This window comes from Sinorhizobium sp. FG01, from assembly GCF_002531875.1.
GTDB lineage: Bacteria > Pseudomonadota > Alphaproteobacteria > Rhizobiales > Rhizobiaceae > Sinorhizobium > Sinorhizobium fredii_C.
Window position 1 is genome coordinate 67,348 of record NZ_NWTB01000011.1, and the last position, 23,738, is coordinate 91,085.

Here is a 23,738-nt window from a genome sequence, read left to right on the forward strand (position 1 = left end):
GAAGATTGATCGGCGGCCGGAGAGCTTTCGGCTGCTTTTCTTCATCGTTGCACTCGGATGGGGTGGCTATTTCTATTCATTCCGGGCCGACTGGACTGCTCTTTTTCTCGGTTTCGGCACCGGGGCAGTCTTCATCCTCTGGGTTTCCTCCCGGTATCGCCATTTATGGTAGCCGAGCTATGCCGGCATTCGACCCCTGCAGCATGCTTTCCAGGATCATCGCGCGGAGCTGATCGCGACTGACCTGCTGACCACGCACTCGGTTAAGCGTCGCCAATGCCTGGTTCGGATCTGTTTCGACCAATGAGCGCCCCACCCTCTCGACAACACGAGGCGGCAGGCCTTTTCCGGCGTTGAAAGCCTGGCGAGCGCCAGTCAGCGCCGCTTGCTTCCAGTTGCCGGCCAGAAGGTTTGCGAGGACAGCCGGGTCAAAGTTTGCCATGTCGTCGATATCACCGAGGTTGTCAGTAGTTCGGCTGTTGCCAAGCGCAGCATTCGACGTCTCGAACATCCGGTTCTCGCGACCAATGCGATTGCCAAGCTGCTCAGCGCGGCCTGGAGCGGCGAACGCCTGAAACTCCTGCTCATACTTCGGTGTGGTCAAACCACGGGCTCGATTCGTTGCCGGTCCCATCGGAAGGCTTTCGATGTCCGCGATGATCGGATCAACGTAACCGGACCGGAAAGCCTGCTGCTGGTCGGGCATCATCGCATTGAACTGCTCAATGCTGTCCTCTGACCGCACGCGGCCCGACTTTGCCGCCTGACCTTCCGCCACGCTGTCGATAACCCTGCTCCGACTGGCAAACGTATCGTTGGCATGCCGGTAGGCATCGGACGCGTTTTCAAGGGCCCGATCGACCTCCCGCTTTATTTGACCGAGATAGTGTGCCCGGTTTCCGGCCCCCTGCCCTTCGGCGCGCCGGATCATGTCGTCGAGATCGAGTTTCGCGCGGAAGAGAGCATTGAAATCGGTCACCTGCGAATTGCCATCGGAGATCATTCGACGCACGCGAGCAAGTGCCCCCTCGATTGTGTCATTCCCGATATTGTCCCGCGGGCTGACGACCCGGTTGACGCCGGGCGACAGGGTCTCGTCGATCCTGTCGAGGATAGGCGTCACGTTGACTGGGCCAGCACCTCGGCGGGCCGCGGTGTAGAGCTGGTCAGCTTCGATATCGCGGGCGCTCGTCAAGGCGCGACTGACTTGATCCGAGGTCTGCGGAGCGTCGAAACCTTCGGCCAAGGCGTTTGCCAATCGCTGAGGCTGACCAAGCTGACGGCGGACAAGAAAATCCGTCACCTCCTGGCGGGCATCATTTGGCGTCCTGGTGACTGGGACAAGAGCTCGCTGTCCGGCATTCCCCATCGCATCGGCCAGCGTGTACATCGACTGCCCATCATCTACCGCGGAGCGCATGATGTCTGCGATCTGCTCAGGCGTCTTACCGGACCGCTGCAAGTAGGTTCGGAGGGCCTTGTCGGTATATGCAGCGGGGCGGAAGGGAGCAACGAACGGAGCGGTGGCACCTTTTACGGCACCCGCTATAGCCGTGGTCGCGCCAGGCAATGCTGCGCCGACGCCCAGACCGGCGGCAAGACCGGTCGTCGAGCTCGATATACGGTCGTCGATCCCTTCCCCGCTACCAAAACCTTGAAGAGCACCGAGGACTGCGCCCTCTTTCGCGGAGGCTGCAGTTACACCTCGCAATCGCTTGCCGGCTTTGATCGCATTTGTCGTCGCCGACAAGCCGTTCCGCGCCAGCCCAACCCCGCCGCCGACTGCACCGAGAATTTGACCCGTGAGACGCTCGGCCGTGCGCTTCTTGGCATCGAGCTCGTCCGTCGTGCGCTGGGCTTTCAGGTTTCGATCGTACCGCTCGGCAAGCGAGCCGCCGTCCTGACCAGTTCCGAAGAGAGGATTGAAAAGCGCATCCCCGCCGGCGGCAATTTCATCAGCCAGGCCGAATGACATCGTGTCCGCAGCGCCTCGCATGAACGTATCAGCACGCCCAAGCCAGTTATCACGGGCATCCGCCTGTTGCGGCTCTGTCGGCTGCGGTGCTGGCGGCTCGGATGTTGCTTGGTTCGACCCGCTTCGCATCCGCGAAATCTCAGCCGCGAGCGCCCGCGCGGCCTCAATGTCCCCCGCCCGATCGGCATTGATCAGCGCGTTGGAAAGTTGCTCGATCGTTGCCATCAAGGTGCTCCGTACTTCTTGAGAAGGTCATCGATGTTCTGACCAGTCGCTGGAGCACGATCCGGCTTGTAGTAATTGCCGCCGCGCAAATCGGCCGCTCGATCATTGTTGAACTGCAGCCGCTTTTCGGCCAACGCGCGAGCTCGGGAAAACACCTGCTTCCGGACCTCGCGGGGCATGGTCGACGAGCCTTGCAATTCGAGCAGGATGTTTCGCTCGCCCTCTGTCGGGTTGCCGCCAAAGATGGTTTTGAGCTGCGTGATGGCTTGGCCGATGATGGCGTTGTCCATGTCGGTCGTAGCCTGGGAGCTTTCCGGGCTCGAGACAACATCCGGCACCATCCAGTCTGGCAGATTGTTGCCGATCGACGCTCGCGCGCCGGCAAACCAGCCGCTATTTGCCCTATCGGAAAGAGCTTCTGCCTGCGACAGAGCATCGAGAGCGCTCTGGTTTGCCGCAACCATCTCGTCGGCTTCAAGGATCGCCTTCTTGTCCGTCGCCGTGAGCGCCTGGGAGTCTTCGCGCGGGAATTTTCCAGTCAGCACGAACGACTGATAGCGCGGGTCCTGTGGCGTTAGGCCTAGTTCGGTTGCAGCAGCCTTGCGCGCTTCCACCTCATTTCCAACGTTGATCGTCTGGCCGGCGCCGCCGACAGCGTCGACCTTGCCGCCGCGGGAACGCTGATAGACGCGCTGGTCGGTCTCCGGAATGCCGAGCGCCGAGCGCTCCTCCGGCGTGAGCGTCTGATATTCAGGCGTCTTCAGGTTCTCGACCTCGGCGCGCGTCTTCTCCAGGCCGAGCTGATAAGACGGGTCTGAGCGCTTCTGCTCGGCCTCGAACTGCTGGCGCTTAAGCCATTGCTGTTGCTCGCGTGCGGCCTGCTGCGCGCCAATCTGCTGCTGGTATAGAGATTCCAGCACTGCTCGCTCTTCGGGAGCGAGGAAGGGATTGGCAAGGGCCTGAAGCAACTGCGGATCAACGCCAGAGAGCGGGGCGACCTGCGGCATCTGCTGCGGTGCCTGCGCGACCTGTTGCGGAGGCGCTGGAGCCTGTGCCGGTGGTTGCTGCATGCCTGGGAACTGTGCCCGATTTTCCGGCGTCTGCTCGAAGGCTGCGACCTCATCCGTCAAGGAAGGCTGGCCAGTCGGCGCGGGCGGCGGGGGTGCATTCGGCTGCGGCCGCGCGCTGGGAATGCCGATCGACGGATCGAGGCTGGCGACCTGCTGCGGCTGTCCCTGGCCCTGAAATTTCGGCAGGAAGGCGTTGGCATAGCCGAGACGGTTTGCAGCCTCTCCGCCCGGCTGGTTGTAGCCTGCGAACTTCCAGGCGTTATTCATGAGGGTCTGCGCTTCCTCGGTGCTCTTGGCGTTGTTCAGCGCCGTGACGAGGTTCGGATCCTCTTGGAGGAGGAATTCCGCCTGCGTCTGCGGTGAACCGTTGCCCTGCTCACCCTTCGAGGCCGCATAGGCCTGAAGCTTCTCAAGCCGGGGCCCGCGCCAGGACATGATGCCGCCGGCCGTACCGGGGTCGCCGCTCTGGCTCGGATCGCTCCAGGTCCGATTGGCATTCGCCGGGGAAAAGCTGCTTTCAGCCTTTCCGGTCGCGGCAACAGCAGCGAGGCCGAATGGGTTCGTTATCGTATTGTCGACCGTATCCATGAAGTTCGAATAGATCTCGTTCCCGCTCATGTTGACGTCGCCGGCAGACGTCGGCTTGACGCCGGGGGAAAGCATGCTCGATGCGCTGGCATTCGGAGCTTGGCCGACGATGCGATTGAACAGGTCGGATGCGGCGCTGCGGCCTTCGCTCTCTGCCTTGTTGGCGCGCCGGTTCATAACGCCGGCCACGATGCCCGAGCCGAGCGCGTTCAAGCCCTCGCCGATGTTCCGCGGAGCAGACGATGCGCCCATGATGGCCATGGCCAGTTCACGCTTGCGCTTGATCGACTCGGGCGTTTCTTTGGTGTCGCCGCCGAACAGGAACGAATAGGCCATTATTTCTTCCTTCCTGCGTTGAAGAGCGCGCCGTAATTGACCTGTCGGAGACCGTCGCGGCGCCGGAATACGGCATCCGGCCGCTTCTTCTCGACCTCTTGCGCCATCACGCCGATGTGTCGCTTCCCGTCGTTGTGTTTGCCGCGATAGGCGTATTCGTAAAGGCCATGGCCCTTGAGTTCGCCGACCTTTTTGATGTCCTTCTTCGCCCGCTTGTCCGACAGGCTGGCGAGATGGCCGCCGAAGCCGAGCAGGCCACCGAATAGACTCTGCATATTGCCCTGCTGCTGATTGTATGCGCCCATCTTGTTCGCATAGTCCTGCTGGACGAGGCCGGCATAATCGACGGTCGGCATCGGGTTCGACTGGGTCGGGACGAAACTCGGGCTGTTCACCTGGGCGCCCGACATCAGGCCGATGATTTCGTTGATCGGCTGGTTGCGCTGGGCGTAAAGCTCGTTCAGGTACTGCGCCCGCTGCTGGTTCGCCATGTTGAACTTCGACTGCTGGGCATTGAAGGTCTGATCCTTCAGCGCGTTGTTCGCCGCGGTCGAGGTGTTCTGGTTCTGGTACATCTGCTGCTTGGCATCGTTGCCGAAGCCAGCCGACGTGACGTTCTGGCCGAACTGCTGCTGTTGCGCGGCGTTCTGGAACGATGCCTGATCGCGCGCCAGACCGGCGATACGGCTCTGTTCCTGACCCGCATTGAGGATTGCGGAGATCCGAGCGTCATTCGACTGACGGCTCGCCTGGTCGATCGCGCGGTTATAGGCTTCGGACCCCGGCTGCAGGCCTTGATTGGCGAGCCTGGTTTCGAGCGCCGCCCGATCCTGCTCAAGCTGCGGGTTCAGCCGGTCCATCAGAGCCTGTTCATAGCGCGACGTATCGAAATCCACGTCGAAGGACTTCGTGATATCGCCGGCATTGCCGACGCTCGTCTGGAGATTGGGGCCGCCGCCGAACTGCTGATACTGCGGCAGCCCGATTGCGCCAGCATTGCCCCCGGTCGGCGCGCTGGAGATATCGATCGGCTTGCCAAGCAGGTTGTTGAGCTTGCCAGACTGCGTGTTGGCGAGCGTCGCCATGTTCAATTCGGCGGCGTCGGTCTGCCCCTTGATGGCCTTCTGCTCAGCCGAAAGCTCCTGCGTCGCGGTCGGAACCTGCAGGTCATACACCTTGCCGCTGAGCGGATCGGTCCACTTCTGCGTCGTATAGGTGTAGGTCAGCTTCCCGTCCGGCGTCACCTGGTTGACGTTGCCCATGACGTTGTTGGCAACTGCTGTTCCAATGTTCGTCGCGGTCTGCGCAGATGCCGTTTCCTGCGGGTCTGGCGATTTCGGAGCGCTACCATAAAGGCCCATCGTTCAATCCTTCATCCATTCTTCGACGGTCTCTCGCGAGCCGGCATGGCAGAGTTCGAAAAAATCTTCCGTTGCCTTCTTGGCGTGGTCATAGCCGCCGCAGATCGCCGCAACCGCCGTGACGATAGAGCCGATGGCCTCACGCATGACGAACCCGAACTGGCGCTTCAGCGCGTCCCGGGAGGACCGCCACTCGTCCGAAAGTTGCCATTGGACGATGACGCTGTTGATCAGCGGCGCCAGGGCTTGCGCATGGCGGATGAAGAACGGATTGACCGGCAGATGAGTGAGCGTGCGCACCAGCAGCCAGCAGACGTTGCGCTGCCGGTTCTCTTCCTCGTCAACAATGTCGTCTGCCAGTCGGGCTATCTCGGCGATCTGCTCGAGGAAATCGGCCGCGGCCTCGTCGCCCATCGTCCATCGCAGCAGCGCCGCTCGGACCTGTTCCGCATCGTTCGGCAGCATCAGGCGCTCGCCTCCCCGACCGAAACCTGCATGGTCGCCAGATCAACCTCGAGATCGAGCTTGAAGTCGCCGCCGGAGGTAATCACGCAGCCTACCGCCAGCATGTCGCCGGATGCGCGGACGTTCTGGCGGAAGTCGTAGCGCTGCACCTCGGAAACGCCGTCCCAAATCGCCACGTCCCAAAGGCCGACATCCCACTCCGACGAGGTCGCGTCGCCCTCAGTCACAGAATTGAACGTCGGCGTCGACTTGTCGTAGTCGGCGCGAGCGAACAGCCTGACCTTCGGCCGCGACTTCGCCCGGAAATACATGTGCGCGAGCGTCGCCGTTGCCCTCTGCCCGAACTGGCCGGCCGGCGAGAACTGCGAAAGATAGGTGGCAGAGAAGGTCAGCCCATCATCCGTCCCGCCTGCGTCGCCCTGCCATACATAGCCGTCGAACGAACCGAAGAAGAGCCCGCCCTGCAGCGTCTCATAGCAAAGCGCATGCCAATTGCTGACCGTCGCCCAGCGGCCGGTGAGAACGTTCAGGACGAACGTCGTGTCGGCAACGACGGTGTTTTCGGGGAATGCCACGAACACGAGGTTCTGCTCGGGCCACTGCTTCAGCGTCCAGCCTGTCCCGGTGGCATTCGCCGCCCTCTTCCAATCGTCCTCGATGGGGCGCGAGACGGAAACGAGGCTCAATGCCTGCCTATCGCGCTGGAATACCTGCGACATCGGCGTCAGGCCGTCGGTCGTGGCAATGAGGATGTCACCCCCTGCCCGGATCCAGGCGTTCTTTCCGAGCGGCTTGCCGATCTGGTAGACGCCCTTCAGCGCGAATGTCGAGGCGCTCGCCGGGTCGTCGCCGGCATAGACCGCAATTTCCCCCTCGGTCGAGACGAATACGCACATATCCGACAGGCCGTCGCCGCTTTCCAGCGACCAGGAGAAGCCCGTCAGCAGCGAGCCGCCCTTCTTCATGACGCCGCCAAGCGGAAACACCGTAGCGGCGCCGCTGACCGCGTTCACTGCGAGATAATAGGCATCCAGCGTGCCGTTCTTCAGGAAGAATTCCCGGTTCTTAAAAAGCCAGCCGTAGTTGAGCTGCGGCATTGTCGTGCCGTCAGTGAAGGTGATTGCCGTCGTCGACCACGTCGTACCGTTGTAAAGGCGGCGGTCGTCGGCTCCGTTGACGCAGACAAGCCAGGATGTGCCCGCGTTGGTGTGCTGGAAGGCGCACCAATCGCCGCCACTCAGGCCGCTGACATCTGCAGCAGTCGTCGTCGGAGGCGCAGCCGGCGATGTCATATTGTAGATCGCCGTTCCCGTCGCCATGAATAGCTTCTCGGTCGAGCCGTATTTGTACTTGAACGCGCTCTTGATGTCGGTTCCGTCAGCGGCCAGGCCCTTCTTCTGCGAGCCGCCGCGGATTTTGCAGCCGATCAGCGTCGGAAAGAAGTTGCGGAGCACCACAGCGGAGCCCGGTTGCTGGGTCGCCATGTCGGCCGTCGTGATAAGCCCGCCCTTCGGTGCAGGGAAGGTTACCGGCTGCGACGACTGCATGCGGCCAATAGAGACGGCGCCGCGGTTGGACTGCTCTATGCGGCCTGCTCGGGGCTGTATCTTCACGTCCTACCCCTGTCCGCATTGATTTCCTGCACGAGATCGGCCTCGAACTCGGCGAGGTTGTCCTCGTAGGCGAGCCCTTTTTGACGCTTCCACCGCCAGATGATGCCCTTGACGAGTAGGCGCTCCGGAAACAGCGTGGTGTCATCGTCAGCGGCCCACTCCGCTGCCTCGCCGGCCGGATCATTCATGATCCAGTTCTTCGATACGTAGTCGATGACCGCATCAACGGCCGAATCTGCCGGCGAAAACAGGAACTGGTTGGCCTTGAGGAAGTAATAGGGCTGCGTCGAAGGAACGACCGAGATAATCGACCATTGGCCGCTGTTGTTGACGGGCCGTGCGAAGTCTCCGGTTGCCGTTCGAATGCCTCCGCCTGGCGTCAGGCGCTGATAATCGTCTGGGAAGTTTTCAGGAGACGCCGTGCAGGTGTGCTGCTTCAAAGTGCGCTGCCAATCGACGCGGCGCGCAATTTCGTCGCCGGCTTCCTGGGCAAGAGCTAGCATGGTCTGAGCATTCGGCTCGGTGGAACCGTAGACGGTCTCGAACTGAGAGAGCGAGACAACGTCGCAAACCTCGTTGATTGCGGAAAGGAGCGTCATGGCGTTACACCTCCGACGACGACTTGCGCATTACCCCAGCGGGTGCGCTCGTCCTCGATCCTGAGGCCATTGATCGCCAGCGCCAGAAGCTGTTGCGCAGCCGTCGCGCCTTCTACGTCCTTCTTCCAGATCGCAATTTCGTTGACGAGCGCGAAGAGGTAAACGTCGGGCGCCTTCTCCAGCAGCCAGTTCGTGGGATCGGTGACGGTCAGAGCCGGAATGCGGCTGTAGTAGGTGACGCTGATGTCCTGGTCGGCTGATGGCCGAACCTTGATCGTGCTGCCGACAATGGCATAGCCAGCGGGCGTGCCGCTGCGGTCCATGTAGCTGTTCGTCAACTGCTCGAGCGAGACAGCGCGGATCGGGATGCCCGATGCGTTCTTCACCTCGCGTGCCTCGAGGAAGTCGGTCGGAAGCGTGCCGTCGCCCTCGGTGAGCGTGACCATGGCCGTGTCTTCCATGCCAGCGACGCGAAGCCCGCGGTTCAGCTTCAGCTCTGCGAGGCCGAGTAGCCGCGGGAAGACGTGCGAGATATCGGCATAGCCGGAATACTCGCCTGCATCGATCAGAAGCGCGGCGTAGTCAGGGATGGTCATAGACGGCCCTCTTTCGTGCGCCAGACGCGATTATCGCTGTCGTTGATCCAGCGTTTGACGAAACGGTCGTCGCCTTCGCTATGCGCTTGGACGAGGCCGGAATGGTGCGCGACATTGAGCGGGATCGATGCGACCCGGTGCCAATCGCCTTTCCAGGCGCGGCTTGCCTCGTTGCGAACCGACTGGTTCTCGCTGATGACGTTCGTCACCGGATAATCGACGCGGAATACGTCCTTCTCCCCGTCGAAATAGTGCCAGACCGACCGACCGGTCGCATGGTCGTAATCGTAGAGAGACCACGAGCCATCGCGAATGATCATGCATCGTCTCCGGGGAGAGGGTCGGCGCGCTCGGCCTTGCCGTTGGCGATCAGTTCCTTTGCCGCGGCGATGGGAAGATCAAGGACAGTGCCGGCCTTGATGCGCTGGTCGCCCTCTGCCCAAGTATCGTAGAGCAAGCGGACTGGTGCGGTCTTTGCTTTTGCTTCGGGTGCCATGTTCGTTTCTCCTGAAAAGGGAAGAGGCGAGCCGAAGCCCGCCCCTCATGGTGGTTAGCTGACGGCGGCGCTGAAACAGGTCGCCTCGGTTCCTGTGGCAGAACCACGAACGGTGACGCCCCAGAGGCCGGAAGCCAGGTCTTCAAGTTCGATGATGTCGCCCTTGATTCCGCCGGTCGTCGAACCGTTCATGGTGATAGTGTCCGAGTCCGCTGCGGTTTCGAACAACACGGTCGTATCGGCCGAATCCTGACCAAAGAGAGCCGTGCCGGTCATGACGTCGGTCGCATTGGCAGACTGAACCTTCAGGCTGTTGGACGTGACAGTCGTCTTGACGACCACCTTGAACTTGACGCCGGTACCGGAAGCGGCCGGCAGCGTCATGGTGATGCCTGCGGCCCGATCGGCGACGACGGTTGCGCCGCCGTGGGTCTTCATCGTGAGCGACAGCGTCGCAGCCGTGGCCGAGATTGGCTTGTAAGAGGTCATGGCTGCTTCTCCTTAGCTCGAAGCCGTGAGGCCGAAGAGGTCGGCGGCAACACCGAGGCCCTTCTCGTTGTGGACCTTGAGGGTGCCCTCACCGATGATGACGCCCTTGTCGGCATCGCCCGTCTTCGCGATGTCCTTGTCTTCCTGGATCTTGCGGAGCCAGAGGAAGGACAACATGTCGGTATCGATGAAGAAGGCGTTGCGGGCCTGCGTGGCGCTGGTTGCCTGCACCCGGTTCGGGTGGATCATCACGGTACCGAACGGACCTTCGTAGTAGTCGGCCGTGGCAACGATGGTGTTGCGCTCGCCGCCCTTTGAGACGGCATAGCGGAACGGGGCCACATTGCTGTCCGACATGAAGGTGACGAACACGCTCTTGACGTACGGCTAGACCGAGACGTGACGGAAGTTCGCGCCGCTCTGGTAGCCAGATTGCATCACCGTATCCAGGATGGTCTTGGTGAACGCACGCTGCGTGCCGGCGGTCGGAGCGACCGTCAGGCCCGTACCGGAGTTGAAGCCGCCGTTGGAGCCGCCAGCGCCGCGGGAGACGTTGGTCGTTATCCAGGTGTTGAGCGAGCCGAATTCGCGGGTGCTGCCGGCGACAGAGGCGTTCGTGTCGACGATGGCAAACTCGACGTCCTTGCGGATCTCGACGCCCCTTTTCAGCTTCTGATACTTCCGCTTCTGGACGTTGCCAGCCTCGGAAACGACTTCCTGCGTGTTGGAGATGATCCAGTCCTTGCGCAGGATCTGAGTGTAGTTGCCCATGCGCGCCGGCGGGGTGATGGCGTCGAAGGCGTACTCTTCACCTTCCTCGCGGATGTTCTCGCCGGGTGCGGCAAGCTCGTCCGTTTCCCACTCGGGATGGATGGAGACGGCCTTGCCCTTTTCGATCAGGGAATAGATGGGGGTGTCTTCGGGCGTGATGCGGGACACCACGTCCGAAAGCTCTTCACGATTGCCAACCGCCTGGCTGGTCGTGAAGGTGTTGGTTACAACAGCCATGTTTCTGGTCCTTTGAAGATGGGGTTAGTCGAAGTCGATCGACATCGCGTCCTTGATCGACCCGGTTTTCGACAACCTCTTCATCGCTTCCTGACTTTGGCGGGCCTTCGGGTTCAGCGGGCCGTTCGGCTTGGCCTTGACGGCTGCCGGCGGGGCGTTTGCCACCTTCTTCATGGCCTTGTTCTTCGCCTGTTCGGCCTGGAGACCGAGCATGGCGTAGTGCATGACCTTGAAATACCGATGGTCGGTGAACTTCTGCATCTCGTCGGAAGAAAACCCGAAATCCTCGCCCGCCTTGAAGGCGTCGGCGAAGAATTTCTCGCGGGCCTCGTCCTTGGAGAGATGCGGAAAGGCTTCGAGCAGCTTGGCGTTCTCGGCCGCCAGAGTTTCCTCTGTCGCGGCGCTCTTGAGTTCGCCTGCTACCTGTTTCGGCTCGGCGCTCATGTCGATGAGGCGCTGAACTTGCTCCAAACCAGCGTCGTACATAGCCTTCTGGCGTGTGTACTCTGCCGGGTTCTGCATCGCCAACGTGCGCGGGGGCTCGGGCGGCAGTTGGGAAATCAGGAATTCTGCGATAGCGTTCGCCGTGTTGGCGACGCGGGTTGTCATCGCCTCAAGATTTCGGCCCTTGTTGCCGAGTTCCTGAGTTTTGTGGCGATAATCACGCTCCCGCAAATACCCAAGCTTCAGTTCCTCAAGCGGAACCTGCTCGCCACCTTTCAGAGTGATAACTGCGTCCTGGGTTTCGTTGGTCTCCTCGTCCTGTTCGGATTCGGATGACTCGTCGCCCTGGTTGGCGGGATCGTCGGTCTCTTGACCATCTTCAGAGGTCTCACCCGTCTCGCTCGGCGATTGATGCTCTTGCTCTTCCTGCTCGTTGGCCTCTTCGGGCTCGGCGAAGTTGAGATTTGCAGCGTCATCGAGGGAAAGCGAGGGTCGCGCACTATCACTCTCTCCAACGAACGGAGAGTTGGTGGTTGCGTCTGTCATGTCTGGCTTGCCTTTAAGGTTTCGCGCCGGCCCTATGCCGGGGCTTCCTTCCCGTCAGCATTGGCTTGCCCCTCAGAGAGGAACTTGAGCTTGCCGCGGAAATTTCGGATTGCCCGCACTTCGGCCGCAAAGGCGGCGCGGGTCTCATGATCGGTGATCTGCGCATGAACGCAGCCGTTGACGGCCGCCGTCTCCAGTTCATCCATCAGCAGATGGAAGAGCGGCATATCGAGCAGCACGCGGGCCGCGGCGGTCTTGTCTGCAGGACTCATCAACCCGGATCCCCGCCAATATTCACGTTTGCGACTGGATCACGCGTCAGCATCTGCATGGCGCTCGTCTGCCGCTTGAGCTGGATTTCCTGCTCGATCTGGTAGCGCTTCAGCGCCATTTCCTGCTCGATCCGCTTGGTTTCGAGCGCGCCTTCCATCTGGATCTTCTGCCGTTCAAGCTCAGCGTCCAGCTTGGCCTTCTCCATGTCGGCCTGGGCCTTGATTTGCACCTTCTGCATTTCAGGATCGGGCTTGTTCGCCTGCGCCTGCGACATCTGCTTGATTTGCTCGGCCGTCGGCTTGGTGAAATAGAGATTCGGAGTTCTAAGACCGGCCGCCTCGACACCACGAGAGACCGAATTCCAGATGTTCTCGGCCGAGACATACGGATTATCGACCGGGCCATAAGCGGCAAGCAGCTTCTCCTGCTGTGCACCGACCACCTGCATCATCATCATATCGCGCTCGCGTGTCCCCGCCCCGAGGCCGGTGTTTACGGTCGCATCCATGTCCGCGTTCCACTGCCGCGGATCGAACGTCACCCACTGATTTCTGAGGCGCACCGTGCGCGGCTTGTCCTGATGCTTGATCACCAGCCGCAGGAGGCCCTGAAACACGCGCTTGAGGCCCTGTGCGAACGTGCGCACCATCAGCTCCGTCTGGCCGACGCCTGCCGCCTCGATCATCGCCGAGGCCTTGGCGGTCATGTTCTGCAGCGCATCCGGCGCCATGCCGCTCGAGGCGTCGGAAATGCCTGTCCGGTCGGTTGCTTCCTGGTCAAGATAGGAGAGCATCGCGAAGGACTTTTCGGCGACGAACGGGACGATGTTATAGCCAACGGCGGCGCGGGCGTCCGTCCCCTGCGCTACCCGGATCGGCTGGCCGAATTTTGGATTGAGCACGCTTTCCGGGTTCTGGATGACGCCTTCCTGCACGATAGGCTGCTGATTGTTCTGCCAGTACAGGTTATCCAGCGTCTGGCGCATCAGCACCGTCTTGACGCGCTGGATTTCCGCCATGTCGTCGGTGACGGAATTGCCTTCGCGCTGATGCGGCCGGCGCTCGACGATCAGATCGGCGAACGGGACCTCGTCGGTTTCCTCGTCGACGAGCAGATTGGTTTCCGCCAGGCCGCCGGCAAAGCACATGCGGCGCAGTTCCGCTATGCCGTCGTCGTCGGCGTCGAGCTTCACATAAAGCTCGTAGTAATCGACCTCCTGCAGCGCCTTGACGATGGAATCGTTCTCGTCGAACGCATCCCGGCGCCGGGTGAATTCTTCCTCTTCCTCCTCGATATCGGAGCCAGAGGCAGCGAAGGCATAGACCCTCTCGCGTTCATAGCCCATCGCGACCAGATCGGAGCGGCGCAACTGCGTCTTCATGCCCGTTATCGGGCTGTCCTCGATCGAGATGGCGTCGGGATGGATCAGGAATTCCTCAAGCGGCACTCCGGCCAACTTCGAGCAACCATATTCCTTCGTGCGCCTGATCTTGACGTTGTAGAGCGTGACCGGCACCATGCCTTGAGCCGTCTGGATCTGCTCCTGATAGGCTTCCTGCTCCAGCACCTCGACATCGTCGTCGGCGACGAGCTGCACGAGCGCCGCCTCATCAAGGCCCGTGTGCGACGATACGCTGGTCGAGCGCTTCTTCTCGTACCACCAGCGAATGATGCCATTGCGCAGCTTCAGCGCGTCATGCGCGGCATCCTGGACCGCATCATAGCCATCGCTCTCGGGAAACACGACGTAGTTGATGTAGTCGGTCGCCTGCTCTGCGCTCGCCTCGTCGCCCTCATTCATCGGCTCGTATTCGACGACCTTATCATTGCCGAGGATCGTACGGACGAGAGAAGGCAGAACCTTCTTGATCGCAGAGCGCACATCACGGGAAACCACCTTCGACCGGTTCGGATCGGCCGGGGTGTCCTTCATCGTCCCGTCGTAGTATTCCATCGCCTTGATGCGATCGACGGAAAGCTCGTCCCGATAGTTCTCGCAGTCCTTCACGAGCTGCGAGACCTGGGCAGCAATCTGCTGTTTCGACATCGCGGCCATTAAACAACCTTCCGATCTTGGAATTTCCAGGCTGCGGCGTCGGCCTTCACCTTGGCGAACCGCTTCATCATCAGCGCGTACCGAGACGCTGAAATCACGTCGTCGCGCTCTTTCACGACCTTGCCGTCTTTCCGGTGATAGAGCCGGAATTCCTCGAACCACTCGCCGCAGGTCGAGAAAATCTTCCAGCGGCCCGTCTGCATGCGCTGGAGCATGTCGGACAGGCCAGCCTCGACGCCGTTTGTCCCATCGTCGAAGGTGGCGCGCTCGTGAAGCATGTTCAGGCCTTGCGCCCGGTATTGCGTTGCCAGTTGCTCGCCCGACCCCTTGTCGTGCTGCAAGCCGTCGTGAGGCCATGACCACGGCAGCCAGGCGCCCCAGGGCTTGAGAGCAGCAGCGTGAATGATCGGCGTTGCCTCGCGCTCGCGATAGACCTTCGTGACATAGAACACGTCGGCATCCCGATCCCAGGCGCAGCCGGCAGCCCCGAACGGGTGATCCCACCCGAAATCCAAGCCCCCGATCTGAACCCAATGCTTCGGGATTTCGAACGGCGCGACCGTTATGCTCTCTTCCGCAATCGGGAAGATCCGGCCCGAGCCGAGCGACGGAACGCCCTTCGTTCTCGCTTCCCGCTCATGGGCCGGGTATGAATCAATGATCTTCTGCCGTTCTTCGGCCGTGTAATGCTCAGCGTCCTCGATCGTCATCGTGATCACTTCACGATCCGGCGACTTTTCGAGGATGTACCGAGCGACAACCGTGCTCATGCCCTTGAGAGGCGTGAACGTGACGGCAATCAGTCCCTGCGTTGCGTTGGTTCGCGTGATGCCTTCGAAATACACATCTTCTGGCGGCTCTTCGTCGAACCAGATGTAATCAACCGTATTTGCCTGCCACTTACCGCGACCCTGCTCGTATGCCTTAAAGAGCAGCGTTGACGTTCCGCCCGAGACATGCCGAACCGTGATGCTATCCAATGCGCCAGACACGCCAGAACGGCGGGTGTGGGAGATAATATCGGCCTTCGGTAGATACCCAGTGCCCCATTCCTCCTCGGTCATCGGAGGGCCAACGAGAAGGCGCTGAACGCCGTCCCTGGTCAGCTCGTACGATTCAGAGCCGGCGATTGCGACGATCGGCTTGCTGTAGCGCTTGCCTTCCCACCAGTCCGGATATTTGCCGGTGAGATGCATCGCCGCCTCAGCAGCACCAGCAAGCGTCTTGCCGAGCTGGTTACCCGCCATAAACAGCCGCTCGCGGTAGCCATTGCCGGCCGCATGGAATTCCTTCTGCTTCGAGTAAGGCTTGTACCCGCTCAGCAGGTTAGTGCGTCGTCTCCGGTCCAGTTCCGCCAACAGAGCCGCTTGCTCCTTGAGCATCGAGGAAAGGCCGGATTGCGGAATCGAGTTGCCGGATGCGCTCGATAAGCTGCTCATCCGTTAAATCATCCGTGCTGTTGATGTTGACGTTCAGATCCTTCGGGAGGATCGAGGCAATGACCTTGAGGTATTGGTCGGGCTTCTCATCTCTGACCTTTGCGATAGCCTTAACGCCGTACTCCTCGAAGTCAGCGTGCATCGCTTCGAGGAACGCTTCGCCGAGCTTGTTGCGCGAGCCCTTCGGCCGGCCGGGGTTGCCTGGTTTGAATTGGTGCTCAACCGGGGGCGTCGGCGTCCGCGTTTTCTCCCCGTTATTTCGGGTCTCGTCTGTCATGCCAACTTGCCTTTTGCGTATGCTTGGGCGAACTTCCGGCACCGCGTCCGGTGTGGGAATGGGCTACCGTTGGAGGAAGAAAGTGAATCGAAAAGAACTCGAGCAGATGCGCGATTACTATGCTGTTAATGTCAAGTACGCTGAAGAAATGATCGAATTCCTCAAAGAATACCGGTGGGTCTCCAGAGCTCCTGATGATCAGCGCTCAGATGATGAGGTAATTCAGGAGCAGGTGGAGATGCATCTTCGGCTCATCGAGAATTACTCCAGATCCATCGCGATGCTGGAAGCGCGCATCCGCGGCACGGAGTGAATTAGGCGTGCACGAATCTTTCCGGGAAACAGTACACTCGCTCGTTCCCTCTTTTGAGCGGCTAATGGCTATGCCGCCGATCCGAGGGGCGCGATTCCCACTCGAGCAAAGCCGGTCGCATAAGCTTGCGGGTGTCTATCTGATGTCCGAGGACGACACACACCTATATGTCGGTCGTTCAAACAACATTGTGAGCCGCTTCTACGCACATCGACGAAAGAGCTCAGGTGATGGCGTCGCGCCATTTGCGTACCGTCTTGCATGCCTTTCAAGCGACCGTCTCGCCGTGAGTTACGCTGCAGGACACAGGGACAGTCGCGCATCGAAGATGGCGGATCCAGAGTTCAGATTGCATTTCCAATCCGCGAAGGAGAGGATCACTACGATGGACTTCAGGTACGTCCTGGAGCCAGATCCCGTGAGGCAAGCCATCCTCGAAGTGTATTGCGCCGTGGCTCTCGGTACGCCGCACAATACTTTCGACAACCACTGACCTAAGAAAGATTGGCTGGCCGGACCTCAGCCATGCTTTCCATGAAGTGCCTCGTGAAGGGCGACCCGCTTGACAGCGGCAAGCCAAAATCTGAGCGTGGTATTCGATTGAGTCGAAGGAGCAAAAAGTGACGCAACAGATTAAGGTTGGCGACATTGTTATGCTGAAGTCGGGCGGCCCGCAAATGACTGTCTCGTCTGTTGAGCCGGCATACGATGGTGGGCCCATCCATGCGTGGTGTGATTGGTTCGTTCAGGACAGAGGGCCTTGGAAAAAGGACCGGGGTGACTTCCCTGTTACTTCGCTGGTCCTGGTATAACCGGGAGACCGCTTGTGAAGCCTCATGTGCGCGCATCCATAGCAGCTATAGCGCTTAGCCACGCAACAGGTCGTCCGGTATCTTCGATATATGACCACTCTGGGGCAGGTCACCGGAGCATTTCAGTGAAAATCAACGGACAGACCGTAGCGGCCTTTGATCATAGCACTGGTTCCAGCATCCGCGGGAACTTGGCTAGGCTCTTTCACTACGGCGAAGGCTCGGCGGTCATGCTCCGGGCGAATGGCAATGGCTCCTATCGCGGACACGACTACGGCAGCGGAGCAAGCTTCAAGGTCAAGGTTCATCGCAAAAGGGTTGATATCTTTGACTACGGCGAGTCCGCTTATTTTGCGTACTCTGGCTAACACCAACGGCCTAGTAGAATTTTGGCAAAGTAACCCTGAGGCGGGGAGCGCGAAACCTCCCCTGAGCCTCGTGGGTCACTCGATGGCGCCCAGCAGAACAGGCTGCAACTCGCTGCCGATAACCTAGGCTACTCGCCTGATACTTTCAAGCCCGATTTCCACCTCGCGCAGAGATCCGAACATCTCAACAACAGCTTTGATTGCGCGCCGCCCTACCACATTCGTTACTGCCCCGTAATGACCTGCGAGCGGCCCATCCTTGACGTGCACGCTGTCACCAGGCTTGAGTCGGCGGACCGGCGGCCGGAGTTTGTCGAAGTCGCCTCGCTCCTGAGCATCCTTGATCCTCTCAATGACCGACCAGGCGACCGGCACAGGATTGCCGCTGGCGTCGCCGAGGACCGCAACGGCATTGCGGACGTCCCGCAGCGTAGCGAAGTCGCGGGGCTCGAGGCGGGCGAAGCAGTAGCCCGTGAACAACGGCAACTCCTTCATGATCCATTTCTTGGATTGATGGTGCCGGATTTCGCGGCGCATCGTCGGGCAGAAAACATCGAGGCCTATTTCCTGCATTTCCTGAACAGCCTTCTGCTGCAGCCCTGCCCGCGTTCTTACGACGAACCACTCACCAGATTGCATCATGGGTAAAGCTCCTGTTGATGATGACGTAGAAGAATCCATTACGCTGTTCTGCCGCTTCGAACGGTGTCCCTCGACCTTGGCGATCGATAGCCCTCGATCTCGGGTAAATATTCGAGGGCCGTCTCACCTTTCTTTCCAGACCAAGAGAAACGAGCCTTCTTCACCAGAACTACCGTTTCGTTGAGGCTTGGGTCTGGCACGTCGATGACCACGCCGTGATCCGGCTTGTTGTACCAGGCCGCGCTTCCCTCGATGTCGTAGAGTGTCGGTGTTCTTGCTTCGCCGCCCCTGCCAACGTCTTTTGTTGGGTGCGCAACGACAATCGCTAGAACATGATGCCGCAAAGCAAATCGCCGTATCTGCCGCAGCGCGCGGTTGACGTACTGCGTTTCGCTTTCACTTTTCGGCCGGGAGTGTTCAACCTCGTTCCAAGGATCTATGACGAGCACCTTTATCCCGTGCCTTATGACAGCATCCGACGCCCTCTCCAGTAGCCACTCAAGCGTCATGTCTTCATCCATCTCGCCCGTGGGGTCAGCATCGATGAAGACGAAGTGATCTTGAATGAACCGATCGGCCCGCGAGACTATTTCCCGGTTCCAATTTGCCGCGGATAACCCCGACGCAGAAAGCCGAAGTTTGAACCTCAGCGCCGGTACGGTAGGGATCTCAAACGATGCGACGGCTATCGTGAAACCGTAATTTCGCGCCAAGTTGACGCACATGTTCATGGTCCAGGTCGATTTCCCATGCCCGGGGATGCCTGTAACGACCAGCAACTCGCCAAGCCAAAGGCGCAGGTATTCGTCAAGCTCAGGCCATCCCGTTGAGTACGTGCGCGGCTCATCAACTTCCGGATAGTCGGAGAGCTGGTAAACGCCCTTCACAGGATAGGGCTTTGCGTCCATCAGAACCCGGGCGACCTCATCGGGGCCATGCTTCATCCGAACGTCATTCAGATCCTTGCATCCATCCGGATATGTGACGAAAGAGCATCGCGCCGCGCCCAAACGCCTCAGCAGCTCTGCCCTAAGCCGCTGGCCCGGGGCATCGTTATCAAGCGCCAGGATGAACCGCTGTATCCTCTTAAGCCGGTCCCTGTTGTTGAAGCAGAATTGGAACTTGCCGATCGCATCCTCATCAGGGTTGCTATCGTCCAGTTGCTCTGGATCTTCCCCATCACGAACGGGCAGTGCACCGTCCGGAACGCTAACTGACGTGTGGAAACCGCAGTCGATCGCCGTCAAGGCGTCTATTTCGCCCTCGGTGATGATAAGTGCCTTTGTTCCGGCCTCCAGCGCCGGATCGTCCATGCAGTCAGCATTCCAGAACGTTTTCCGGCCACCGGCTCGCTGCCAAAACTTTTTGCCTGGTGCTCGGTACTTCTCACCGACAGCCTTTCCGCCATCAATGAATGGGAAGACGATGATGTTGCCATTCATGGCCGGCACGATAGCGGTCGCACCATTCGGCTGCCGTTCGGTGCTAGCCGTATAAACTCCTGAATGTTCGGCCACGGCCGGATCGATCATTCGATTTCGAAATGCCTGAACCCCCGAAGGGCCTAGTTGATTCATCGTAGAAGTCGCCTCCGTGGAAGCCGCAATGGTGGCAATTGAACTGGACGCCCTTCGCGTCTATCCGAACGGACAAGCATGGTTCGCGCTTGTTTTTCCTGGTCGGAGAGCATTTAGGGCAAGTTGTTTTCTGATTTCCGCCAGCTACGCGCCTAAGCCGTATTCCATGCGCGGAGAGAATGGATTCGGCCGTATTCATATCCTGGGATCGGAGCGCCGCCGCACTTCGCCTCCTGCCGCTCTAGCAGCCTGGGCAGCATTGACGCGCGCGACCGCGTCTCGTTCCTTTTTCGCCAAGGCCCCACTGACAGCGGTGAACCACTGGCTACCTTTCTTGCCGGCCCATTCGTCCAACGACCACAGTTCCGCCTCGACTGAGATATGCGGAAACGCCTTCCTCCAGTTCGCCAGATCCTTTTCCAAAAGACGGATTGTCTTGGCTTCAAAAGCATATTCGGCGACGTCGGAAGCATCATCATCGTTAGATGATGATATTATTTCTATTCTCTTCCCTTCCCTTCCCTTCCCTTCGGGACCTGTAACAGTCTTTGTCACTGGCTTTGCTACAGTGGTTGGTACAGTCTCTGTTACAGGGTCTGTCACTGGCGTAGAACGAACCTCTGCTAAGGCTTGTCTAGCCGCGCTTGTGCGGTTCTTGTTCTTCCTTAGCTTCGCCGCTCCATCTGTCGCAATGTCTGTTACAGCACTGTGCCAGATCCGACCGTCGCGGCGCTCCCAGCCGTGAAGGATCTCCCCCTTGAGGCTCTCCCATTCATGCGGGGATGCCATGGCAGCATCGGCTAGCACGTCATCGTCGTCTTCGATGCTTCCAGCCGGAACCTCGTGCCACGCCCGCATCCACAGGTTCATCATGTAGAACGCCAGCTCTGGCTTACGCTTGCATCGAAGCCACGCCTTTGACTTCCGAAGCCTCTCGATCTGCAGCGGCATATATGGCAAGCACCGCACGTCTGTTGCTTCATCGGACATCGGCGGCCCTCGTCTTGTGGACGGGGAACAGCGCGACGTTTCCGCTCGTGCCGCGATGCGCTGGCAGCTTATGGTCGTCATCAAGGTAGACGTTCAGAAATGACACCCAGGCGTCGGCGGCAGTTCGTGCGTCGAGAAAATCCCCGCTCTGGTCAGCCTTTATCTTTGCTTGGCGGTATTCTTCCCAAGCCGCCATCTGCTCTTCGAACGTAGCCATTAGCGAAGAGCCCTCGCCGGTTGCGATCGAGCAGCTTTTGCCTGTTCAATTACCGCAACGATCTCCGATCGTGGCCAGCGCGATAGAGCCCCGATCTTAACCGGCTGCGGGACCGTGCCGTCGGCGACACGGCGCCAAAACGTCGGGATGCTTACCTGGAGAACTTTTGCGCCCTCGCGGGCTGTGAGTAGGGGGTCTGTGAGTTCCATTTTTCAGCCTCGTATGTCGTTGATACGGGCTGAATCATGATGGAACGATCGGAGAGCAAATAGCCTGCAGGATTTAAAAACCGTTTCGATACGGTGTTAGGATTTCCCGCCGCGCCTGCCTGGCTTCGTTATTTCGGGATTGATCTCGGAGGCTTGCTTCCAATGCAATTCAAACTGTCTGATGGACATTTCCGGGAAAAGCCGTGACTTGAACTCAGCCTTCGTCAAGAATGGGTCCTCTCGCCAGAGCTCCAAAATACAGTCTCTTGGTGATTGCCCTGAGAACATCCGCCCCAGCTGAGTTTGCTCCTCCGATTCCGCCCCTCGGAACTTTTTCATCCATTCGGCAGGCGCAACAACGGGGCACCCATCATAGGGGCTGAGCATGTTCAACAAGGCGCGCGGTCTTTCAGTGTATACCTCGTCTTCTATAAGAGCTTCTATCGCCTTGGAATCCCCACCTACATTGATGCCCTTTAATGCTGTGTATGCCTCCTTCAACATATCCAGAGAGTTAACCAGAATTCTTAGCTTACCAACATCGACGCTTCCAACATGCCAGTTGATAACCGGGATTGTGTCAATGGCGCCAGAAGCGGCCGGCAACAACCTGCCTCCGGATCCTCCAACGAATACTTTGCTACGCAGGAACGAATCATGCCAATAAGGCGCATCGAGTGACTGAAGGCCAAATATGTACTCGTGCCGTTTGAATACTCCGAGATTTTGCTGTTCTAACCTCGCGTCAGAAAACATGGAACTTTCGCGACTTACCCTCTCTCTAGGGTAGAATAACTCAAAGCCCAAGTTAACCTTTGAGCCATTCGAGCAGAGAATTTGGATACTACTTCTTCCTTCCTCAGAAAAAAGATCATACACAACGAACTTAGCGGCGATCTTCGTATTATGAACGATGTATGTGGTCTCAATGCCAGAATTTATAGCCTCACGATACTCTTTTGCTTTGATTCTTAACTTCTCATTTATAATATTTTTCGCGACTGTATAAAAACGGTGCAAAGGTTCATAGCCATCAACCGCGATCATTTTCTACCTCATTGCCTTTCGAAACAAACCGCGCCCAGCCTTCCATCAGCGTGCGACGCTGCTCAATAAAATCTGTGCGCCGATACGCCCGTTCCACGATACCGCCAACGGTATGCCCAAGGACGGTCTCCGCAATGTCGTGGGAGGTTTCGGTTGTCTCAGCAATCCAATCTCGGAGGCTCGATCGAAAGCCGTGTGGGCGCGCCTCCATTTCGGCGCGCTCCATCAGCCTCGACATGGTAGCGTCGGAGATCACCCCTTTTTTCACGCTCGGGAACAAAAAACCTTCTCTGGCATGTCGACGCGCTTGCCCGATTACCTTCTGAGCCTCTGTGGAGAGAGGTACACGAAACTCGGATGTTGCGTCTTTCCTTCCTTTCATCTTCTCGGCCGGAATCGTCCAAATCCCATCCTTTATCTGTTCCTCGCGAAGGTGCCGGAGCGGCATTGAGCGAACGCCCGTCAGAATTAGAAGGCGGAGCGCAAGATGCGTAACTGTCCCGTCGTTCAGCGAGGCATAAAACGACGGCACTTCACGCCATGAAAGCGCGGGAATGTTGGTCGCCGTGTGGCGTTGCTTCCCGAGTAGCGCCCGCGCCTTTTCCGTCGCCTGCAGATCCACCTCGAGTCCGAGGGCTGCAGCATGCCGCATGCAAATTGCCAGCCTGTTAAGGGCCTTTCGTGCCGTCTCCGCCTTTTTATGCCAGATGGGTACGAGAGTATCCCGGATGTCCTTTTGGTCTATATCGGAGACGGGCATCTTGCCCAACTTCGGCAATATGTGGCCTTCGAGTGGGCTGAACCAACGGCCAGCAACGCCGTCGCCTTTGAGCTCCGCCTTGCGGCTCTCGAATGCGTCTTTAGCGACGTCCTCGAGCAGATGGAGATTTCGAGCTGCTTCGCGCCGGAGGCGTTCTCGCTCCTTGATCGGATCGACGTTTGAACGAGCTACCTTACGCCACTGCTCCGCGGCCTCACGTGCTTCTTTCAAGGACACATCGACAGCAGATCCCAGGCCCATCTCACGGCGCCGGCCGTGAATGGTGACACGCAAGAACCATTGCGAGCCACCATCCTTTCGTTTGTGCAGCCACAATCCGCCACCATCAGAATACTTCCCCGCTCCTGCGTTCTTCACGGCGATAGCGGTCAACTTGTTCTGTCCATGCCCCATTCGTACCCACCTCTGTATCCACCTTCCTCCCTGCGATGGCATGGATTACGGTGATAGATGTTGAGGACGAACGAAACACGAACCTCCTTTCGCTTCAAGAGGGTGCATCGAAATTGATATCGGCTGATACTACAAGATATGGATTTTCATTGCCCTCACCGGGCACCAACGTGACATCCCCACCAGCACAACGACCGTAGCACCCCCGCCACCGGCCCGATCAATTCGACCGCAATGGACGATTTGCGCAGGATGCACATCTTCCATACCGATATTGCACTGCACAAAATGCTCCCAGCTGCGCTATGTTGAAGACATGAAAAGGCCGGTGGTGACGAACCAAAGCCGCCCGCGGTTGGTCTCCCGCCCGGACTTCCGGAACGACCCGAGCCGAAGCTCGACGGAATTCGAAGCAGCGTACTCCTCCTCCCAACGCTGTTTCGATAGGATTGGCAACACTCCTCCTCCTCCCGGTTGCCAATCGACTTTAGAACGCCTGCCGGACCTCCTCCCCCGGCGGGCGTTTTTTGTTC

At 59.2% G+C, this 23,738-nt stretch carries 24 protein-coding genes and 1 pseudogene; 2 read left to right on the plus strand and 23 right to left on the minus strand.

Going from position 1 to position 23,738, the window contains the following annotated elements; all coding sequences use genetic code 11:
• Positions 1–163 precede the first annotated feature (163 nt).
• The 16 genes and pseudogenes from CO656_RS19285 to CO656_RS19360 form a co-directional block, all read right to left on the minus strand.
• Complete coding sequence (locus CO656_RS19285; protein WP_097526783.1) at positions 164–2,200, minus strand: hypothetical protein; 2,037 nt, start codon at positions 2,198–2,200, stop codon at positions 164–166.
• Complete coding sequence (locus CO656_RS19290) at positions 2,200–4,194, minus strand: phage tail tip lysozyme (protein ID WP_097526784.1); 1,995 nt, start codon at positions 4,192–4,194, stop codon at positions 2,200–2,202. The genes CO656_RS19285 and CO656_RS19290 overlap by 1 nt, the downstream gene beginning before the upstream one ends.
• Positions 4,194–5,555, minus strand: coding sequence for a tail fiber domain-containing protein (locus CO656_RS19295; RefSeq protein WP_097526785.1), 1,362 nt, complete (start codon positions 5,553–5,555; stop codon positions 4,194–4,196). The genes CO656_RS19290 and CO656_RS19295 overlap by 1 nt, the downstream gene beginning before the upstream one ends.
• Positions 5,556–5,558: 3 nt before the next feature.
• On the minus strand, positions 5,559–6,020 hold the full coding sequence (locus CO656_RS19300; protein WP_097526786.1) for a hypothetical protein: 462 nt from the start codon (positions 6,018–6,020) through the stop codon (positions 5,559–5,561).
• On the minus strand, positions 6,020–7,633 hold the full coding sequence (locus CO656_RS19305; protein WP_179864795.1) for a hypothetical protein: 1,614 nt from the start codon (positions 7,631–7,633) through the stop codon (positions 6,020–6,022). The genes CO656_RS19300 and CO656_RS19305 overlap by 1 nt, the downstream gene beginning before the upstream one ends.
• Positions 7,630–8,232, minus strand: a complete 603-nt coding sequence (locus CO656_RS19310; protein ID WP_097526787.1) for a hypothetical protein — start codon at positions 8,230–8,232, stop codon at positions 7,630–7,632. The genes CO656_RS19305 and CO656_RS19310 overlap by 4 nt, the downstream gene beginning before the upstream one ends.
• Positions 8,229–8,828 (minus strand): hypothetical protein, encoded by a 600-nt coding sequence (locus CO656_RS19315; RefSeq protein ID WP_097526788.1) that lies wholly within the window; start codon positions 8,826–8,828, stop codon positions 8,229–8,231. The genes CO656_RS19310 and CO656_RS19315 overlap by 4 nt, the downstream gene beginning before the upstream one ends.
• Positions 8,825–9,148: a hypothetical protein gene (locus CO656_RS19320; protein WP_097526789.1), complete on the minus strand. Its 324-nt coding sequence runs from the start codon at positions 9,146–9,148 to the stop codon at positions 8,825–8,827. The genes CO656_RS19315 and CO656_RS19320 overlap by 4 nt, the downstream gene beginning before the upstream one ends.
• A complete protein-coding gene (locus CO656_RS19325) occupies positions 9,145–9,324 on the minus strand; it encodes a hypothetical protein (RefSeq protein ID WP_097526790.1) in 180 nt (59 codons plus the stop codon). The genes CO656_RS19320 and CO656_RS19325 overlap by 4 nt, the downstream gene beginning before the upstream one ends.
• Positions 9,325–9,378: 54 nt before the next feature.
• The gene (locus CO656_RS19330) at positions 9,379–9,813 is read right to left on the minus strand and encodes a hypothetical protein (protein ID WP_097526791.1); all 435 of its coding nucleotides are present in this window, start codon (positions 9,811–9,813) and stop codon (positions 9,379–9,381) included.
• A 12-nt stretch (positions 9,814–9,825) separates the two neighbouring features.
• A pseudogene (locus tag CO656_RS19335) lies at positions 9,826–10,821 on the minus strand (DUF5309 domain-containing protein).
• 24 nt (positions 10,822–10,845) lie between these two features.
• On the minus strand, positions 10,846–11,811 hold the full coding sequence (locus tag CO656_RS19340) for a hypothetical protein (RefSeq protein ID WP_097526792.1): 966 nt from the start codon (positions 11,809–11,811) through the stop codon (positions 10,846–10,848).
• A 32-nt stretch (positions 11,812–11,843) separates the two neighbouring features.
• The gene (locus CO656_RS19345) at positions 11,844–12,083 is read right to left on the minus strand and encodes a hypothetical protein (RefSeq protein WP_097526793.1); all 240 of its coding nucleotides are present in this window, start codon (positions 12,081–12,083) and stop codon (positions 11,844–11,846) included.
• Positions 12,083–14,140 (minus strand): phage portal protein, encoded by a 2,058-nt coding sequence (locus tag CO656_RS19350; RefSeq protein ID WP_097526794.1) that lies wholly within the window; start codon positions 14,138–14,140, stop codon positions 12,083–12,085. Before CO656_RS19350 ends, CO656_RS19345 begins: the two co-directional genes overlap by 1 nt.
• Entirely contained in the window at positions 14,140–15,579 is a 1,440-nt protein-coding gene (locus tag CO656_RS19355) for a terminase large subunit (protein ID WP_179864796.1), read from the minus strand. Before CO656_RS19355 ends, CO656_RS19350 begins: the two co-directional genes overlap by 1 nt.
• Positions 15,467–15,856 carry a hypothetical protein gene (locus tag CO656_RS19360; RefSeq protein ID WP_097526795.1) on the minus strand — a complete coding sequence of 130 codons (390 nt, stop codon included), beginning with the start codon at positions 15,854–15,856 and terminating at the stop codon, positions 15,467–15,469. Before CO656_RS19360 ends, CO656_RS19355 begins: the two co-directional genes overlap by 113 nt.
• A 58-nt stretch (positions 15,857–15,914) precedes the next feature.
• On the opposite strand from CO656_RS19360, the gene CO656_RS19365 reads away from it, so the two are divergent.
• The gene (locus tag CO656_RS19365) at positions 15,915–16,169 is read left to right on the plus strand and encodes a hypothetical protein (protein WP_210421639.1); all 255 of its coding nucleotides are present in this window, start codon (positions 15,915–15,917) and stop codon (positions 16,167–16,169) included.
• 937 nt (positions 16,170–17,106) lie between these two features.
• Positions 17,107–17,349, plus strand: a complete 243-nt coding sequence (locus CO656_RS29785; RefSeq protein WP_103452571.1) for a hypothetical protein — start codon at positions 17,107–17,109, stop codon at positions 17,347–17,349.
• Positions 17,350–17,472: 123 nt separating this feature from the next.
• Here CO656_RS29785 and CO656_RS19380 read toward each other — a convergent pair whose 3' ends face one another.
• The 7 genes from CO656_RS19380 to CO656_RS19405 form a co-directional block, all read right to left on the minus strand.
• A complete protein-coding gene (locus tag CO656_RS19380; protein ID WP_097526799.1) occupies positions 17,473–17,991 on the minus strand; it encodes a transcription termination/antitermination NusG family protein in 519 nt (172 codons plus the stop codon).
• 38 nt (positions 17,992–18,029) lie between these two features.
• Positions 18,030–19,433 carry an AAA family ATPase gene (locus CO656_RS19385; protein ID WP_245428533.1) on the minus strand — a complete coding sequence of 468 codons (1,404 nt, stop codon included), beginning with the start codon at positions 19,431–19,433 and terminating at the stop codon, positions 18,030–18,032.
• A 330-nt stretch (positions 19,434–19,763) separates the two neighbouring features.
• Positions 19,764–20,558 (minus strand): DUF1376 domain-containing protein, encoded by a 795-nt coding sequence (locus tag CO656_RS19390; RefSeq protein WP_158255688.1) that lies wholly within the window; start codon positions 20,556–20,558, stop codon positions 19,764–19,766.
• A complete protein-coding gene (locus CO656_RS30270; RefSeq protein WP_158255689.1) occupies positions 20,548–20,775 on the minus strand; it encodes a hypothetical protein in 228 nt (75 codons plus the stop codon). The genes CO656_RS19390 and CO656_RS30270 overlap by 11 nt, the downstream gene beginning before the upstream one ends.
• Positions 20,775–20,984 (minus strand): DNA-binding protein, encoded by a 210-nt coding sequence (locus CO656_RS19395; RefSeq protein ID WP_097526802.1) that lies wholly within the window; start codon positions 20,982–20,984, stop codon positions 20,775–20,777. The genes CO656_RS30270 and CO656_RS19395 overlap by 1 nt, the downstream gene beginning before the upstream one ends.
• 96 nt (positions 20,985–21,080) lie before the next feature.
• Positions 21,081–22,031: a hypothetical protein gene (locus tag CO656_RS19400; RefSeq protein WP_097526803.1), complete on the minus strand. Its 951-nt coding sequence runs from the start codon at positions 22,029–22,031 to the stop codon at positions 21,081–21,083.
• Positions 22,018–23,205 carry a site-specific integrase gene (locus CO656_RS19405; protein ID WP_097526804.1) on the minus strand — a complete coding sequence of 396 codons (1,188 nt, stop codon included), beginning with the start codon at positions 23,203–23,205 and terminating at the stop codon, positions 22,018–22,020. The genes CO656_RS19400 and CO656_RS19405 overlap by 14 nt, the downstream gene beginning before the upstream one ends.
• Between the last annotated feature and the right edge of the window lie 533 nt (positions 23,206–23,738).